Raw genomic sequence first — 16,172 nt, 5'->3', positions numbered from 1 at the left:
CAGGCCTTTTTTTATGCTTTTTTATCCAGAATTTAGACAAGTTTGAGAAGATATACCGGAGGAAGGGATGCGAGTATTGAAGTTTGGCGGTTCATCACTAGCTGATGCAGATCGCTTTTTAAGAGCGGCAGACATCATTGCCAATAACGCTCAACAAGAAGAAGTGGCGGTTGTTCTTTCAGCCCCAGGTAAAACAACAAATAAGTTGGTTGCGGTCATTGAAGGCGCGTTGCGCAATGGTGAAGCAGAGCTGCAAATCAAAGAGTTGGATGAATCGTTTAAAACGCTCTTCACTCAAATCCAAGCAGTACTACCCAATATTGATGGCTCAGCTTTCGATAACCAAGTGAAAACCTCGCTATCTCAATTACGTCAATTTGTTCACGGCATCAATCTATTAGGTATGTGCCCAAACAACGTAAATGCGCGCATTATTAGTAAAGGTGAGCGTGTTTCCATTCAGTTGATGAAAGCTGTCTTGGAGGCGAAAGGACAACAAGCGAGCTTGATCGATCCTGTCGAGTATCTGTATGCCCAAGGTGATCATCTTGAAGCTATGGTTGATGTGGATATTTCAACGCAAAACTTCCGTCAAAAACCCCTTCCTCAGGGTCATGTGAACATTATGCCGGGCTTTACAGCTGGCAACGAAAAAGGAGAGCTTGTCACGCTTGGTCGTAATGGCTCTGACTACTCGGCAGCGGTTCTTGCAGCTTGCTTACGTGCAGACTGTTGTGAAATCTGGACCGACGTTGATGGTGTATACAACTGTGACCCACGTTTAGTCGAAGATGCTCGCCTACTTAAATCACTAAGCTACCAAGAAGCGATGGAGCTTTCTTATTTTGGTGCTTCCGTTCTGCACCCGAAAACCATCGCCCCTATTGCTCAATTCCACATTCCATGTCTGATCAAAAATAGCTTTAACCCTCAAGGTGCAGGTACTCTTATCGGCCAAGATACTGGTGAAGATAATCTTGCGATCAAAGGTATTACAACACTTAACGACCTAACCATGGTTAACGTATCAGGCCCTGGTATGAAAGGCATGGTAGGCATGGCGAGCCGTGTATTCGGTGCGATGTCGTCTGCTGGTGTATCTATTGTTCTGATCACTCAGTCTTCTTCTGAATACAGCATCAGCTTCTGTATTGAGGCTGAAGATAAAGCGAAAGCGCAGCAAGTGCTGGCAGATGCGTTCGAGCTAGAACTGAAAGATGGCTTACTAGAACCGGTCGAGTTTATTGATAATGTTTCAATCATTACGCTTGTTGGTGACGGTATGCGCACATCGCGTGGTGTGGCTTCTCGCTTCTTCTCTTCTCTTGCTGAAGTGAACGTGAATATCGTGGCGATAGCACAAGGCTCATCAGAACGTGCGATTTCTGCCGTTATTCCAGAAGACAAAATTTCTGAGGCGATCAAAGCGTGTCACGAAAACCTATTCAACTCGAAACACTTCCTCGATGTGTTCGTTGTTGGTGTTGGTGGTGTGGGTGGCGAGCTGGTGGATCAGATCGAGCGCCAACAAGTCAAACTGGCTGAGAAAGGCATTGTGATTCGAGTTTGTGGCTTAGCAAACAGCAAAGGTCTGTTGCTTGATAGCGAAGGCTTACCGCTCGAGCACTGGCGTGATCGTATGTCAGCAGCCACAGAAGAATTCAGCCTAGCGCGTCTGATTTCTTTGGTACAACGCAATCATATTATCAACCCTGTATTGGTTGATTGTACTTCCAGTGAAGACATTGCTAAACAATACGCCGACTTCCTAGCGGCAGGTTTTCATGTTGTAACACCAAACAAAAAAGCAAACACAGCAAGCATGGCGTACTACCATCAGCTTCGCGATGTGGCTCGTAGCTCCCGTCGTAAATTGATGTATGAAACAACCGTAGGTGCAGGCCTACCGGTTATTGAAAACCTGCAAAACCTAATTTCTGCAGGCGATGAACTGGAGCGTTTCAGCGGTATTCTTTCCGGTTCTCTTTCTTATATTTTCGGTAAGTTAGATGAAGGAATGAGCTTAAGTGAAGCGACGAATATCGCAAAAGAAAATGGCTTTACTGAACCAGATCCTCGTGATGATCTGTCTGGTATGGATGTCGCGCGTAAGCTGTTGATCCTAGCTCGTGAAGCGGGCATGTCACTAGAGCTTGAAGATGTTGTTGTTGACCAAGCGCTACCGCCAGGTTTTGATGATTCAGGCAGTGTTGATGAGTTTATGGCGCGTCTCCCAGAAGCGGACGCCTATTTCAAAGAGTTATCAGCTAAAGCAGCAAAAGAAGGCAAAGTACTGCGTTACGTTGGTGAAATTAACGAGGGCAAGTGCACAGTAAGCATTGCTGCGGTGGATGAAAACGATCCGATGTATAAAATCAAAGACGGTGAAAACGCACTGGCATTTTACAGCCGTTACTACCAGCCAATCCCACTTGTGTTGCGTGGCTATGGCGCAGGTACTGAGGTAACGGCTGCGGGTGTATTCTCTGACGTGATGCGTACTTTAGGTTGGAAACTAGGGGTATAACAAGAATGAGTTCAAGTGATATGGATGTAGTGGTTTATGCCCCAGCATCAATTGGTAATGTAAGTGTTGGTTTTGATGTATTGGGGGCGGCGGTGTCCCCAGTGGATGGGACCTTGCTAGGTGACAGAGTGCAAGTTAAGGCAGGGACTGAGCCGTTCAGTCTGAAAACTGCGGGTAATTTTGTCTCTAAGTTGCCTACAGAGCCAAAAGAGAACATCGTTTACGATTGTTGGTTGGTGTTTGCTCGTGAGCTAGATAAAAAAGGCGTTGAGCTAAAGCCACTTGAAATGACGCTAGAAAAGAACATGCCAATCGGCTCTGGTCTTGGCTCCAGTGCTTGTTCTATCGTTGCTGCATTAGATGCATTAAACCGATTCCATGGTCAGCCGCTTAACGAGACAGAGTTGTTAGCGCTGATGGGAGAAATGGAAGGCAAGATCTCTGGTGGTATTCACTATGATAACGTGGCGCCGTGTTACCTTGGTGGTGTTCAGTTGATGCTTGAAGAGCTTGGTATCATCAGTCAAGAAGTGCCTTGTTTTGATGATTGGTACTGGGTCATGGCGTATCCGGGAATCAAAGTATCAACAGCAGAAGCGCGTGAGATCCTACCATCTCAATACCGCCGACAAGATATCATCGCTCATGGTCGTCACCTTGCGGGCTTTATTCATGCGTGTCATTCTGGTCAACCAGAGCTAGCTGCAAAAATGATCAAAGACGTGATCGCAGAACCGTATCGTGAGAAACTGCTTCCGGGCTTTGCGAATGCACGTCAATACGCTGCATCAGCAGGTGCGTTAGCAACCGGTATTTCTGGCAGTGGTCCAACACTGTTCAGTATTTGCAAAGAGAAAGATGTCGCTGAGCGAGTTGCTCGCTGGTTAGAACAGAACTACGTACAAAACGAAGAAGGATTCGTCCACGTTTGTCGTCTAGATAAGCAGGGTTCGAAAGTAACAGGAAGTGAGCTATGAAGCTTTACAATATAAAAGAAAATGATGAACAAGTTTCCTTTGGCCAAGCCGTTCGCCAAGGGTTAGGCCGTAACCAAGGTCTATTTTTTCCATCGGAATTACCAAAGTTTGAAGACGTTGATGCGCTACTAGCAGAAGACTTTGTTTCTCGTAGCACTAAGATTTTATCTGCGTTTATCGGTGATGAGCTGGCGGAAGAGCAAGTCAACGCGCTTGTGGACGCAGCGTTCCAATTCCCTGCGCCAATCAATCAAGTCAAAGACGGTGTTTACGCGTTAGAGCTTTTCCATGGTCCAACGCTGGCATTTAAAGATTTTGGCGGTCGCTTTATGGCGCAATCTCTTGCGGCGGTATCGGACGGTGGCAAGATCACCATTCTGACTGCGACTTCTGGCGATACTGGCGCAGCCGTTGCGCACGCTTTCTATGGTATGGAAGACATCAACGTTGTGATTCTTTACCCGAAAGGCAAGATCAGCCCACTGCAAGAGAAGCTATTCTGTACGCTAGGCAAGAACATTCACACTGTCGCGATCGATGGCGACTTCGATGCGTGCCAGGCTCTGGTTAAGCAAGCTTTCGATGATTCCGCACTGCGTGAAGAGATCGGTCTGAATTCTGCAAACTCAATCAACATCAGCCGTTTGATGGCGCAAATCTGTTACTACTTTGAAGCAGCTGCGCAAATGAGTAAGGAAGAGCGTGAAAACCTAGTCGTGTCTGTACCAAGTGGTAACTTCGGTAACCTGACGGCAGGTCTACTGGCAAAAGCGCTAGGTCTGCCGATCAAACGCTTTATCGCTGCAACTAACGCTAATGACACGGTTCCGCGCTACCTAGAAACAGGTAAGTGGGAGCCAAAACCAACGGTTGCAACGACATCGAACGCGATGGACGTGAGCCAACCAAACAACTGGCCGCGTATTGAAGAGCTGTGCCGCGTGAAAGAGTGGGGCCTAGAGACACTAGGTAAAGGCGCGGTTTCAGATGAGCAAAGCGCACAATCTGTGAAAGACCTGTACTCATTGGGTTACCTATGTGAACCGCACGGTGCGATTGCTTACCGCGTTCTTGAAGAGCAACTGCAAGATGGTGAAACCGGTCTGTTCCTATGTACTGCGCACCCAGCGAAGTTCAAAGAAGTGGTGGATGACATTTTGCAATCTGACATCGAGCTTCCTGCACCGCTAGCGAAGCACGCGGCGATGGAACTGCTATCGGAAGAGCTAGACGCAGACTTTGATGCATTGAAACAAGTACTGCGCCGCGTACAGTAATTATTAAAATGATGAACGACGAAAGGTGAATGAGCAATCATTCGCCTTTTTTATTGTCGGTAAGTCTCGACTCTCTTTATGATTGAGAAATGAACTTAAAGATGGAAATAGAAGCATGCATTTTTTGATTTTTCTAGGCTCAGTAAGGGACAGCACACCGCCACGACCAGCCCGCTTGGGCATGCGAGTGAGTAGAGCTTGTGAAACGTTGTTTAAGAATCAGTATTCGCAACATACCGTCGAAATCATTGACCCATTGAACTACGACTTTGACGACGTGTTTAAGCCTGAGTTTGCTTACCATCGCGCTAAAGTGCCAGCCCACTTGAGAGAACTGGCAGACAAAATTAAAAGTGCCGATGGGTACGTGATGGTCAGTCCGGAATACAACCATTCGATAAGTCCTGCCTTGGCTAATATGCTTAACCATTTTGGTAGTTCGCTGTTTTCTTATAAGCCAAGTGCTATCGTGACCTATTCTGCTGGACAATGGGGTGGTGTTCGAGCTGCAGTGTCGATGCGTACCTTCTTATCTGAACTTGGATGTTTACCTGTCTCGGCGATGATTCACATTCCGAAAGCGCAAGAAGTGTTTGACGAACAGGGTGTCGTTGCGGATGAATTGCAGCAGGCGCAGTGGGACAGCTATATGAATCGCACAATACATCAACTCATTTGGTGGGCAGAAGGCGCTTCACAACAAAGAGAAAGGCTTGACCCAACCTCACTGGCTGAAGTGTTTAAGAAGGATCCGTCACAGAGAAATGCTCCGTAAAGGAACAGAACGGTTAGATGCATGGAAAAACAAAAAAAGCTTGGCCATTGAGACCAAGCTTTTTAAATGTGAGTAAGTCGATTTTATTGAGATTATAGCGTCTCAGTAAAAGTACGAGCGATGACATCACGTTGTTGCTCTGGAGTTAGCGAGTTGAAACGTACTGCGTAACCAGAAACACGGATTGTTAGCTGTGGGTATTTCTCTGGGTGTGCAACTGCATCTTCTAGTGTTTCGCGTTTAAGCACGTTCACGTTTAGGTGTTGACCGCCTTCGATGCGAGGAGCTGTTTCGATTGCTACTTCACGGCTTTCGTATTCACCTAGATCGCTGATTGCGATAACTTGGTCTGCTTCGTAGCCAGCAGTTGCAGCAACACAACGAGCTTCATTTTTTTCGCTATCTAATAGCCAGATAGAGTTTAGTAGGTCGTCGTTTGCCGCTTTTGTAATTTGGATACCTTGGATCATCACTATCTCCTAGACCACTTACGTGGTGATTATTGGTGTTAATTTTCGAATTTTCGTTGAGCTGAGTATTATATAGCTAATATCCACTATTTTAATATTGATTTAAGTCAAAAAACAACCAAAAACATTATTTTTATTAAGGTGATTTTGTTGAGTTAAATCAATAAAACCTTTGAAAATAAACTAATTACAATTTATTTGATAATATAAAAAATATTTAATAACTCATTTTGTTGTAAATTTACTACAAATTGAGCTTAAAGTTTAAACTGATTAACGCAACTATCTGTATTTAGGTAGCAATACTGAAAGTCTAAAGTGATTAAATGACAAACATGAAAAACAAGCTTGGGAATAAACTCATTGGTGCACATGTCTCTGCTGCTGGTGGGGTCGATCAAGCGCCGTTGAGAGCTCGCGAAATTGGGGCGAATGCGTTCGCACTATTTACAAAAAACCAACGCCAGTGGGTGGCGAAGCCTTTAGAAGCAAAAACCATCAGTGCGTTTAAAGCGAACTGTAAAATGCTGGGTTTCGGCGCAGAACATATTCTTCCCCATGACTCTTATCTAATTAACTTAGGTGCACCAGAAGCGGATAAGTTGGATAAGTCACGCGCTGCATTCATCGATGAGATGGAGCGTTGTAATCAATTGGGTTTAACGTTGCTGAACTTTCACCCTGGGAGCCACTTAAAGAAAGTCTCGGAACAGGAGTGCTTAGCGACGATCGCTGAGTCGATCAATCTTGCGCACAAAGCGGTGCCGAATGTGATCGCGGTAATCGAGAATACGGCAGGTCAGGGTACAAACCTAGGTTGGAAGTTTGAGCATCTTGCTGAAATCATCGATCAAGTGGAAGACAAAGAACGTGTTGGTGTATGTCTCGATACTTGCCACACGTTTACCGCCGGTTACGATCTGCGTACTAAAGAGGATTGTGAGCATACCTTTGCTGAATTCGACCGTATTGTTGGGATGCACTATTTAAGAGCAATGCATCTAAATGATTCAAAAGTTGAGTTTGCCAGCAAAGTGGATCGTCACCACTCATTAGGCAAAGGAGAGATCGGGTGGGATTGCTTTGAGTACATCGCTAAAGACCCTCGATTTGATGGTATCCCTCTGATTTTAGAAACAATTGATCCGGACATCTGGCAGCAAGAAATCAACGCACTGCGTCAGTTTCATCTAGCGGCGATAGATAACCAATGATGTGATCACAGAGTTGGCACCTTTCTTTCTTAGCCACTTAAGTCAATTTGAATTAAGAAAGAAGGATACCACTATGTCTCGACCACTCTCTTTTGCTTCTTGCGCATATAGCCGCCGCGTGCTTCGTTTGCCGATGCCTAATCGTCACATTACCGGACAGGGGCATTTTCGAACGCCACAGAAGCATTAGTCTTTTATTACTGTTCTCAAGTTCGTGGTAAGTTTTTGTTTGTTTGGGTTTCGCTCGTTAGAATAGAAGCAAAATTTAGGACAGGAACTTTCCATGAATCAGTCACCCACTTGGCACGATGTGATCGGCGAAGAGAAAAAACAGAGCTACTTTGTAGACACTTTGAATTTTGTAGAAGCAGAACGCGCCGCAGGCAAAGCGATTTTTCCGCCAGCGAAAGATGTCTTTAATGCGTTTCGTTTTACCGAGTTTAACGATGTTAAAGTAGTGATTCTGGGGCAGGACCCATACCATGGTCCAAATCAGGCGCATGGCTTGTGCTTTTCCGTTCTTCCTGGAATCAAAACGCCACCATCACTCGTTAATATGTATAAAGAGCTGGCTCAAGATATTGAAGGGTTCCAAATCCCTCAGCATGGATTCTTACAAAGCTGGGCAGAGCAAGGTGTATTGCTGCTCAATACGGTATTGACGGTTGAGCAAGGTAAAGCGCATTCACATTCAAAAACGGGGTGGGAAACGTTCACTGACCGAGTGATTGAAGCGATAAACCAGCATCAGGAAGGCGTGGTGTTTTTATTGTGGGGCTCTCACGCTCAGAAGAAAGGGCGCTTTATTGATCGCAATAAACATCATGTGTTAGCCGCACCACATCCATCACCACTCTCAGCACACCGAGGTTTTTTTGGTTGTAAGCATTTCTCTCAAGCAAACCAGTTACTTGCCTCGCAAGGAAAAGCACCAATCAACTGGCATTTGCCATTAACTGTATAAAAGAAGAGACAGCGATAATGCTGCCATTATCGCTGTTTTTTTGAGCACGCTCGAGGCTGATGGCAAATTTCTCATGTACACTTATTAAAAGTAGGTGTTAAGGAGAGACGCTATGATGATCGAAAGAATTCGACGCGAACACGGCTATATGGTTCGTCTGTTGGCGATACTGCGCCATAAACTTAATGAGATAAAAGAAGAACGTGCGATCAACTACGCATTAGTAAGCGAGATAGTTGATTACCTCTCTAATCATTCAGAAAAAGTTCACCATCCGAAAGAAGATATTCTCTATCACCACTTTCTGGAGCACTATGGTAAGCAACAGACCATGGAAAACTTAGAGAAAGAACACCAAGAGCTAGCAAGTAAAACCAAAGAGTTTGCTTCCTTGATAGAGATGATCCTGCAGGATGCAGTTGTGCCTCAAGACATGTTTGTGGCCCACCTAGAGGACTTCATTGAATCACAAAGACGCCACTTGGAGTTAGAGGAGCGAAAAATCCTGCCTCTCATTGAGGAGCTGTTCACTACCGAAGATTGGCAGCATGTTGAAAGCTTATGGAGCGTCAGTGAAGATGACCCAGTTTTTGGTGACACCATTGCCGACCGTTATAAACAGTTAGCTGAACGTGTGCGTCAAAGTGATGCTGAGTATGTTTAAGTGTGTGCGATAAAACCTGAGCGAGCGAAAGTATCACTCGGGTTTGTTAGCTGCATTTCTTATTTATTGAGAATTGGACGTAAATTTATCGTTTGCGCTTCTCGACCAAAAGATAGGAAAATTCTTATTGAGTAATAACGGTACTCATACTTAAATCCTGGCGCCTAAACTCAAGTCGTTTACGGTTACTGTAAACAAAAACAAAAGGCACCCTTAAGGTGCCTTTTGTTTGAATTAGAGTTTAATGTCTTCCAAGTTGTAGTCGGTACAGGCATCAAGTTCGCGTAGCTCTTTAAGCAAATTGCGCCTGTCGTTCATCTCTTCTATTTCACGCCACTTTCGCTTTACTGGTTTGGCACGAGATTTGGTTGTTGAGGTAGTATCCAGATTAAAAATGTCATCTAGTTGAAAGCCTTCCATAAGCCACCTTTACCTTTCTTAAGCTAAACTGTTGTAACCAGTCCTTGTGGAGTTTTTTAAGTACCACAATAGCCGTGAGAATAACCATGATATATTTCGCATTTGTGTCGGTAGCATGACATTTTCGTGCAAAAATATTCTCAAAATCACACTTTTCATGGCAATGTGGTGGCTAAAAAATGCACAAACGATCTCAAGAAAACGATTAAATAGAGAGATTTTCAATGTTAATTCGATTTGGCGAGTGGGGAGACAGTGCAAAGGTCAAAGTTGCATAAAACCAGTTTGATGAAATAGTGTTCAATTAGATGGTAAGGCACTAGAGCAAATTTATGTAACACCTTGTGAATACTAGCTTGGTCTTAATTATATGGGTCTCCGTTCTGTTTGGTGGGTGATAATTATTTATGTTGGCATTTGGTAATTGAAATGTTGCGGTTTATGGGTGTTAAGTCTTCCATTTATGTTATTTTTTGGTGACTTTATAGTGAAAAATAACAATGTTATTATCATGATTGCATATTGATTTTTGCGCTCCTAGGTTGCATTATCCGCCCGTCAAAAAATACGCTGGTACGTAAAATGGATGCATGAAGCGACGTTTACGATTCTAGATTGCCCATAAACATTACTTAAAAAGCTAAGCACACTTTGACACTTAGCAGGCAATTTGGTGGATGGCTTGGACGCATAGACCGGCGCAACTCACTTTGAGGTACACATGACAGACTTAATCAATTTGATGAACGATCTCCTTTGGGGTTCGATTCTGGTTTATCTTCTTGTTGGTGTTGGTATTTACTTCACCGTTCGATTAGGGTTCATTCAGTTCCGCCATTTCGGCCACATGTTCTCTGTTCTTAAGAACAGTCGTAAAGCAGACAAAGCTGGTATTTCTTCTTTCCAAGCGCTTTGTACTAGTCTTGCTGCACGTGTTGGTACAGGTAACATGGCGGGCGTTGCAGTTGCATTGACTGCAGGTGGTCCTGGCGCGATCTTCTGGATGTGGCTGATCGCAATGCTTGGTATGGCAACGTCGTTTGCAGAGAGTACTCTGGCGCAGCTATACAAAACCAAAGATGATGATGGCAACTACCGTGGTGGTCCTGCCTACTACATGGAAAAAGGCCTGGGCATGCGTTGGATGGGCGTATTGTTCTCAGTTTTCCTAATCATCGCTTTTGGTTTGGTATTCAACGCCGTACAAGCTAACTCAATTGCAAATGCAATGAGCACCGCATTTGGTTGGAGTGACCTGTACGTTGGTATCGCGGTTGTAGCACTGTCTGCGATTGTAATTTTCGGTGGTATCAAGCGTATCGCAAAAGTCGCAGAGATGATCGTTCCGATCATGGCGCTGCTTTACTTGGCTCTAGCACTGTTCATCATGTTCTCTAATCTAGAGAAGCTACCTGATGTATTAATGCTTATCTTTAAGAGTGCATTTGGTCTGCAAGAAGCGGCGGCTGGGGGTCTTGGCTACGCGATTGCACAGGCAATGATTAACGGTATTAAACGCGGTCTATTCTCGAACGAAGCGGGTATGGGTTCTGCGCCAAACGCGGCGGCTTCAGCAACGCCTTACCCACCACACCCTGCATCTCAAGGTTATGTTCAGATGCTAGGTGTATTTATGGATACGATCGTTATCTGTTCAGCGACAGTGGCTATCATCCTGATGTCAGGTGAGTATGTCGGTCAAGCAACAGAAGTGACGGGTATCGAGCTAACTCAGCGTGCATTGAGCTCGCAAGTTGGTGATTGGGGTGGCATCTTTGTTGCCGTGGCAATCTTCTTCTTTGCATTTACATCAATCATCGCGAACTACTCGTACGCAGAAACGAACCTAATCTTCCTAGAGCACAACCACAAGGCGGGCCTAAGCATTTTCCGCGTTGTTGTTCTTGGTATGGTGATGTTTGGTGCACTTGCTTCGCTCCCAGTCGTATGGTCACTTGCTGATGTTTCGATGGGGCTGATGGCGATAGTCAACTTGGTGGCAATCATCTTGCTATCTGGCATCGTGATTAAGCTAGCAAAAGATTACAACCGCCAACTTGGTGAAGGTAAAGTACCAACGTTTGATGCGAATGACTTCCCTGAGCTGAAATCTCAGCTTGAAGAGGGCATTTGGTACAACGATAAAAAAGACTAAGTGAGCTATCACTCATAGTTGAAAGCTATTAGTACGATGTAAAAAGCCATGCAGACAATGCATGGCTTTTTTTGTACCCTATTAAAAAACAGAATTAGAGAAGGGAAAGTCATGCTTATCGTAGTTTCTCCAGCGAAGACTCTTGATTACGAGTCTCCGTTAGCGACAGAAAAATTTACTCAACCTGAGTTGGTCGAATACTCAAAAGAGCTTATCGATGTTTGCCGCAAACTGACTCCTGCTGATGTTGCCTCTTTAATGAAAGTGAGCGACAAGATTGCCGATTTGAATGTCGGGCGATTTCAAGAGTGGAGTGAAACGTTTACCACAGAAAACTCACGACAAGCGATCCTAGCGTTTAAAGGTGATGTTTACACAGGACTAGACGCCGAAACCTTATCTGAGGCGGACTTCGAATATGCTCAAGATCATCTGCGTATGCTATCGGGTCTTTATGGTTTACTAAAACCACTTGATTTGATGCAGCCATACCGTCTTGAAATGGGTACCAAGCTTGCAAACGACAAAGGTACGAACTTGTACCAGTTTTGGGGCAATGTTATTACGGACAAGCTTAACGAAGCGATTTCTGCTCAAGGTGATAATGTCCTTATCAACCTTGCATCAAATGAATACTTTAAAGCGGTGAAGCCAAAGAACTTAGATGCGCAAGTGATCACGCCAGTATTCAAAGATTGTAAGAATGGCCAATACAAGGTCATCAGCTTCTACGCGAAGAAAGCGCGCGGCATGATGGCGCGTTACATCATCGAAAACCGTATTGAGAGCGTGGCAGACCTGACTAAGTTTGATACGGCGGGTTACTACTTTGTTGAAGATGAATCGACACCAACAGAGTTAGTATTTAAACGCGAAGAGCAAAACTAAAACTGATTGAGACGTAGTCTACGTTAATCTCAATAAACACAAACGAAAAAGGGTTGGCAGTGCCAACCCTTTGTTATGTTTTAGCTTGGGCTATTTCGCCCTAACAAAATTATTTCTTCTTAGCGGTTTTCTTTTTCGCTGGTTTCTTCTTGTCTTCTTTTTTCTTTTTCTTCTTAAACACAGGTTTTTTGTGTTTTGGACGCATCTCTTTCACGAAACGCTCTTTGATGTCTTCTTTCACGTAACGTGCAACGCGATCCATCATTGGTTGGTCGTGTGCTTCTACGATTGAGATAGCATTACCTTTCTTACCCGCACGAGCCGTACGGCCAATACGGTGAAGGTAGACATCAGCCGTGCGTGGCATGTCGTAGTTAATAACGTGTGACACATCCGGAAGGTCGATACCACGCGCCGCTACGTCTGTCGCGAGCAGCACGTTCACAGTACCATCGCGGAAGCGAGAAATCGCATTGTTACGACGATCTTGAGGCATTTCACCTTGAATCCAAGAACATGGAATCTGTGCGCTCTCAAGCTGCGCTCGTAGCTCTGCCAAACGCTCACGTGTCTTCAAGAAGACAATGGTGCGTTCTGCTTGCTGAGTAATAATGTGTTTTAGTAATTCAAGCTTGTGTTCTGCATCATCAGCACGGTGGTACCACTGAGCAATCTTCTTACGTTCACGCAGTGGCGATTTTGCATCAATCTCTGCAGGGTCATTCAACAGATCAGCGGTAAAGCCTTCTACGCCTTTACCCTCTAGTGTTGCTGAGAACAGAAGGGTTTGTTTACGCCAGCGGCACTCGTTAGATAGACGATCGACAGTAGGAGCAAAACCCATATCTAGCATACGGTCTGCTTCATCCAGAATTAACCATTCAATCGCACGGCAATCAAAGCGCTCTGCATCAATGTATTCTTTTAAACGGCCAGGCGTTGCAACCACAATGTCTTGTGTTGTCGCAAGGATATCGGCGTGCTCTTGGTATTGAACACCACCTGTGATGGTGAAAATGTTCAGTTTAGTGTTTTTTGCCAAAGCTCGTGCTTGATCGGCGATTTGCATCGCCAATTCGCGCGTCGGCGTTAGGATCAAAATACGCGCAGGTCCAGGCTTGCGACGAGGGAAGTCTTGCAAGTATTGCAATGCAGGCAGGACGAAGGCTGCCGTTTTACCAGTACCTGTTGGCGCTGACGCTAAAATGTCACGACCATCCAACGCTTGTGGAATCGCTTCTGCCTGAATTTTTGTTGGGCGTTCGTAACCCATCTCTTCAATGGCTTCAAGTAGGTTTTGGTCTAGATCAAGTTCAGCAAAGGTTCTGATCACAATGAGTTCTCCACAAGCAAAGCTTGGTTAATGGTTCGCCACAACAGCATAGAATACAAAAAGGTCGCACATTATAAAGTGATTGGTGATAAGGATCACATGTTATTTCACATCTTAAGATAAAACTCGCGGGTTAATTGGACGAAATCGTCACTGTAACCGTCATGCGAATGAATTATTAAATGTGATTCTTGAGTATCGCAAGGCTGCTTCGCCAGTTCAAATAACAGTCGATGTACTGGTTTCTTTTCTGATGGTTGCACACGACAGATCCTCGATAGATACCAACCTTGGTGTAATGCTAGCTCAATGAACTGCTCGCCTTCGGTGATTGGCAACACAAAACTAGCCCTCCCTTCGTCATCAAGCAAATGATAGCAACGCTGCAGCAATACGTTATGGCCTAGTGTATCAGTATGCCTCGCGGTTGCACGTTGGCTGTGTTTCGATTGTTCGCCGCTGTTGAAGTAGGGCGGGTTACAAACGATGCGTTGGAATGGATGTGTCGGCGTAAAGTGCAGTATGTCGATGTGATGCACACTTACACGATCTGACCAAGGCGACTGAACTACATTTTTTTGCGCAGCTTCAATGGCTGTTAATTCAATATCGACCGCGGTTATTTGAGCTTCTGTAAAGCGTTGGGCACACATCAGGGCAAGCAACCCGGTGCCAGTGCCAATATCGAGAATTTGAGCGTTGTTCGGGCTTTGAATCCAAGCACCAAGCATTACCCCATCAGTGCTGACGGGCATACCACTCTCGCCGCACTCAATACAAAATTGCTTAAAATTGAAGCCTTTAGTTTTCAGTTTTTTGCTCTTCATGATTGTTTTATGTTTGCTCAATAATTAAGTGAATTTCTCTATTGTTTCTTAATTGTATAGATTGTTGTTTTGTTGGTTATTAAATTGTATTGTTAATTGATCGAGATAAAGAACTGGTCTGTTATTTAAATCTGGTTATATCCACTGCTTTTAAGTTTGAAAACTAAATTAATATGGTGTTTTTTTCTTAAAGGTTGCCAAATGATGAGTCTTTCGTCATTATGCGGCGAAAATTTTATAGATTGAACCACGTGTACTTATTGACTTTAGGTATACAAAAAGTGGTCTAAGCATACACAACATTCATTAATTAAAAGACAAGGGTTATCTGTGAAGCAGACGTTAAAACTAACAGATATTATCGCAGTAGGCTTTATGCTATTTGCGTTCTTTTTGGGTGCGGGCAATATCATCTTTCCACCTCTAGCGGGTCAGCTAGCCGGTGAAAACTTAATGCCAGCGATGTTTGGTTTCTTGCTAACAGCGGTAGGTCTACCTCTTATTACTATCGTTGCTATTGCTGTAGCTGGTGGTTCTTGGGATCACTTAACGCAAGACCTTCCGAAAAAAGCAGCGGTTATTATGGCTGCGTTGATCTTCATCATCATCGGTCCTGCGTTTGCTGCGCCTCGTACTGGCCTAGTGGCTTACGAGATGGCGGTGAAACCTTTCTTCCTTGAAGCGTCACAAACGCATCTCACTGCATTTTCAGTGATCTTCTTTATTGCGGCGATGATGTTCTCATGGTTCCAAGGCCGTTTGATTGATCTTATCGGTAAAGTACTGACGCCGGCATTGTTCGTGGGTTTGATCATTCTTGCTGTCGCGGTATTTATTGATCCTCAAGGTGACATGCTGGGCGCGCACGGTGAGTACTTAACGCAACCATTGACCAAAGGCTTCTTAGAAGGCTACAACACAATGGATACGTTCGCGTCATTGATGTTTGGCATGCTGATGGTTGATGCACTGCGCGGTAAAGGCATTACTGAGCGTTCTGCAACCACTAAGTATCTGATCTATGCAGGTTGTATTGCAGCTGCCGGTCTTGCGTTTGTTTACATCTCACTATTCTACTTGGGCGCGACGAGTGCAACTGTTGCTGCTGGTGCAGATAACGGTGGTCTGGTACTTAGCCAATACGTTCAAGCGCTGTTTGGTCCATACGGTCAAATCGTTCTGTCTGTCATTGTATTACTAGCGTGTTTGACAACGGCTATTGGCTTGATTTCTGCGTGTTCAGACTTCTTCAGCTCAAAAACGCCACTGTCATACAAGCAATGGGTACTTATTAACGGGTCTGTTTGTGCGTTGGTTGCGAATGTCGGCCTTGCACAACTGATTTCTCTGTCAGTGCCAGTATTGTTTGCGCTGTACCCTGTGGCGATTGCGTTGGTTGCACTAACATTTGTACGCAGCAAACTGCCAAATCCACGTTTTGCTTACCGCGCGGTACTGCTTGTATCTCTGCTGTTTGCGTTGGTTGATGCGGCAAAAGTATCGGGTGTTGATGTTTCTGCGTTTAACATGTTGCCACTATTCGAAGTGGGCATGGGTTGGGTGCTTCCAACATTTGCGGCTATTGTGTGCATGTTCTTCATCGCGAAACCTCGTCCAGAGCTAGCACAAGAAACAGCGTAATAACTTCGCACTATCAAGATATTAAAAAGCCCGATGAATG

Annotated in this window: 14 protein-coding genes and 1 other annotated feature (1 of these 15 cut by a window edge); of the genes, 10 read left to right on the top strand and 4 right to left on the bottom strand. The window is 44.7% G+C overall.

The window, feature by feature from the left end:
* Positions 1–14: a sequence feature (Thr leader region), on the top strand (it extends 106 nt beyond the left edge of the window).
* 53 nt (positions 15–67) lie between these two features.
* From thrA to NDJ01_RS05475, 4 genes are all read left to right on the top strand, one after another.
* Positions 68–2,527, top strand: a complete 2,460-nt coding sequence (gene thrA, locus NDJ01_RS05490) for a bifunctional aspartate kinase/homoserine dehydrogenase I (protein WP_065645164.1) — start codon at positions 68–70, stop codon at positions 2,525–2,527.
* Positions 2,528–2,547: 20 nt separating this feature from the next.
* Positions 2,548–3,504 (top strand): homoserine kinase, encoded by a 957-nt coding sequence (gene thrB / locus NDJ01_RS05485; RefSeq protein ID WP_047009099.1) that lies wholly within the window; start codon positions 2,548–2,550, stop codon positions 3,502–3,504.
* Entirely contained in the window at positions 3,501–4,781 is a 1,281-nt protein-coding gene (gene thrC, locus NDJ01_RS05480; RefSeq protein ID WP_047009100.1) for a threonine synthase, read from the top strand. Before thrB ends, thrC begins: the two co-directional genes overlap by 4 nt.
* Positions 4,782–4,896: 115 nt before the next feature.
* Positions 4,897–5,556, top strand: a complete 660-nt coding sequence (locus tag NDJ01_RS05475) for an NADPH-dependent FMN reductase (protein ID WP_258586406.1) — start codon at positions 4,897–4,899, stop codon at positions 5,554–5,556.
* 92 nt (positions 5,557–5,648) lie between these two features.
* Here NDJ01_RS05475 and grcA read toward each other — a convergent pair whose 3' ends face one another.
* Positions 5,649–6,026: an autonomous glycyl radical cofactor GrcA gene (gene grcA / locus NDJ01_RS05470; RefSeq protein WP_005381814.1), complete on the bottom strand. Its 378-nt coding sequence runs from the start codon at positions 6,024–6,026 to the stop codon at positions 5,649–5,651.
* Between the two features lie 326 nt (positions 6,027–6,352).
* Between grcA and nfo the strand changes: the two genes are divergently transcribed.
* The 3 genes from nfo (at position 6,353) to NDJ01_RS05455 (ending at position 8,868) form a co-directional block, all read left to right on the top strand.
* A complete protein-coding gene (gene nfo / locus NDJ01_RS05465) occupies positions 6,353–7,240 on the top strand; it encodes a deoxyribonuclease IV (protein ID WP_046873969.1) in 888 nt (295 codons plus the stop codon).
* 283 nt (positions 7,241–7,523) lie between these two features.
* On the top strand, positions 7,524–8,204 hold the full coding sequence (gene ung / locus NDJ01_RS05460; RefSeq protein WP_005396298.1) for a uracil-DNA glycosylase: 681 nt from the start codon (positions 7,524–7,526) through the stop codon (positions 8,202–8,204).
* A gap of 112 nt (positions 8,205–8,316) precedes the next feature.
* Positions 8,317–8,868 (top strand): hemerythrin domain-containing protein, encoded by a 552-nt coding sequence (locus NDJ01_RS05455; RefSeq protein ID WP_005396296.1) that lies wholly within the window; start codon positions 8,317–8,319, stop codon positions 8,866–8,868.
* Between the two features lie 234 nt (positions 8,869–9,102).
* On the opposite strand, the gene NDJ01_RS05450 is transcribed toward NDJ01_RS05455, so the two are convergent.
* On the bottom strand, positions 9,103–9,288 hold the full coding sequence (locus tag NDJ01_RS05450) for a DUF3545 family protein (RefSeq protein ID WP_005396294.1): 186 nt from the start codon (positions 9,286–9,288) through the stop codon (positions 9,103–9,105).
* A gap of 721 nt (positions 9,289–10,009) precedes the next feature.
* Here NDJ01_RS05450 and NDJ01_RS05445 point away from each other — a divergent pair.
* The gene (locus tag NDJ01_RS05445; protein WP_012842138.1) at positions 10,010–11,443 is read left to right on the top strand and encodes a sodium:alanine symporter family protein; all 1,434 of its coding nucleotides are present in this window, start codon (positions 10,010–10,012) and stop codon (positions 11,441–11,443) included.
* A 111-nt stretch (positions 11,444–11,554) separates the two neighbouring features.
* Positions 11,555–12,331, top strand: coding sequence for a peroxide stress protein YaaA (gene yaaA, locus NDJ01_RS05440; RefSeq protein WP_012842137.1), 777 nt, complete (start codon positions 11,555–11,557; stop codon positions 12,329–12,331).
* A gap of 109 nt (positions 12,332–12,440) precedes the next feature.
* Here the strand turns inward: yaaA and srmB are convergent, their stop codons facing one another.
* A complete protein-coding gene (gene srmB / locus NDJ01_RS05435; protein WP_005396291.1) occupies positions 12,441–13,664 on the bottom strand; it encodes an ATP-dependent RNA helicase SrmB in 1,224 nt (407 codons plus the stop codon).
* 107 nt (positions 13,665–13,771) lie between these two features.
* Positions 13,772–14,491, bottom strand: a complete 720-nt coding sequence (locus tag NDJ01_RS05430) for a tRNA1(Val) (adenine(37)-N6)-methyltransferase (protein WP_258586405.1) — start codon at positions 14,489–14,491, stop codon at positions 13,772–13,774.
* Between the two features lie 330 nt (positions 14,492–14,821).
* On the opposite strand from NDJ01_RS05430, the gene brnQ reads away from it, so the two are divergent.
* Entirely contained in the window at positions 14,822–16,132 is a 1,311-nt protein-coding gene (gene brnQ / locus NDJ01_RS05425; protein WP_006742676.1) for a branched-chain amino acid transport system II carrier protein, read from the top strand.
* Positions 16,133–16,172: the final 40 nt, after the last annotated feature.

This window comes from Vibrio sp. HS-50-1 (assembly GCF_024747315.1).
Classification (GTDB): Bacteria; Pseudomonadota; Gammaproteobacteria; order Enterobacterales; family Vibrionaceae; genus Vibrio; species Vibrio diabolicus.
Note: the sequence above shows the minus strand (reverse complement) of the source record. Positions and strands in the feature narration are given on the sequence as shown.